The following is a 1080-nucleotide window of genomic DNA, read 5'->3' as shown; positions in this document are numbered from 1 at the left end:
CATAGCTAATCAGCTGTGTTAATATGTAAGTGACCAAACAAAACATATTAAAAGGAGCGATTAACTATGAGCTATAACCATCTTACCATAGAAGAGAGAGCTTGTATCTATCAATTTTTAAATTTAGGAATGAGTATAAGGAAAATTGCACAAGCACTTAAAAGGTCACCTAGTACAATATCTCGTGAAATTAAAAGAAATTCTTCTAAAATAAAAGTTAGTAGAGGAAGTTATACTAAGTACTTCCCAGTAAAGGCAAACGACAAATATATTGATAGAAGGAAGGACTGCCATAGAAAAAGTAATATTTCCAAAGATGTCATTGAATATTTAACTATAAAGATTAACGAACATTGGTCACCTGAACAAATATCAAATAGAAGAACAAGTGTGATTCATGAAATGCCATCTACATCAACTATATATAGACTCATACGCGCAAAAAAGGTGCCAAAAACCAGTATGGAAAATTTGAGAAGAAAAGGAAAATTTAAAAGACCAGCAGAAAAGAGAGGGAAATTCAATGATAAAGGCAGAACTATTAAGAAACGACCTAAAGAAATATATAAAAGGCAAGAGATAGGTCACTGGGAAGGAGATACTGTAGAATCAGGCAGAAACGACCATAAAAGGAAAAGTGGTTATTGTTTTGTAACTTTAGCAGAACGAAAATCTAGATATTATATAGCAATCCTGGTTGAAAATAGAAAGTCAGAAAATGTAACCCTAGCAATAATCAATGCACTAAAAGATTTTCCAAAAGCATTAGTAAAAACAATAACCTTTGATAGAGGTAAAGAATTTTCAGGATTCGAAAAAATAGAAAAAGAGTTAGGATGCAAAACATATTTTTGTGATCCCTACTGCGCTTGGCAAAAAGGTACAAATGAAAATAGTAATGGGCTATTAAGAGAGTTTTATCCTAAGGGTATGGATTTATCAGAAGTAGATATAGATGATTTAAATCATAACTTAAATTTAATGAACAATAGACCTAGAAAATGTATAAAATATAATACACCTATAGAAGAACTTTTTGGTCTCTTACCATAGGTGTTGCATTTGATTTGACAATTCATC

The 1080-nt window shown here is 31.0% G+C and carries 1 protein-coding gene; it reads left to right on the top strand.

Annotated elements, in window-relative coordinates:
- Positions 1-66 precede the first annotated feature (66 nt).
- A complete protein-coding gene (locus KHW44_RS09955) occupies positions 67-1053 on the top strand; it encodes an IS30 family transposase (protein WP_002843882.1) in 987 nt (328 codons plus the stop codon).
- Positions 1054-1080: the final 27 nt, after the last annotated feature.

This window comes from Finegoldia magna (assembly GCF_018371055.1).
GTDB lineage: Bacteria > Bacillota > Clostridia > Tissierellales > Peptoniphilaceae > Finegoldia > Finegoldia magna_I.
Note: the sequence above shows the minus strand (reverse complement) of the source record. Positions and strands in the feature narration are given on the sequence as shown.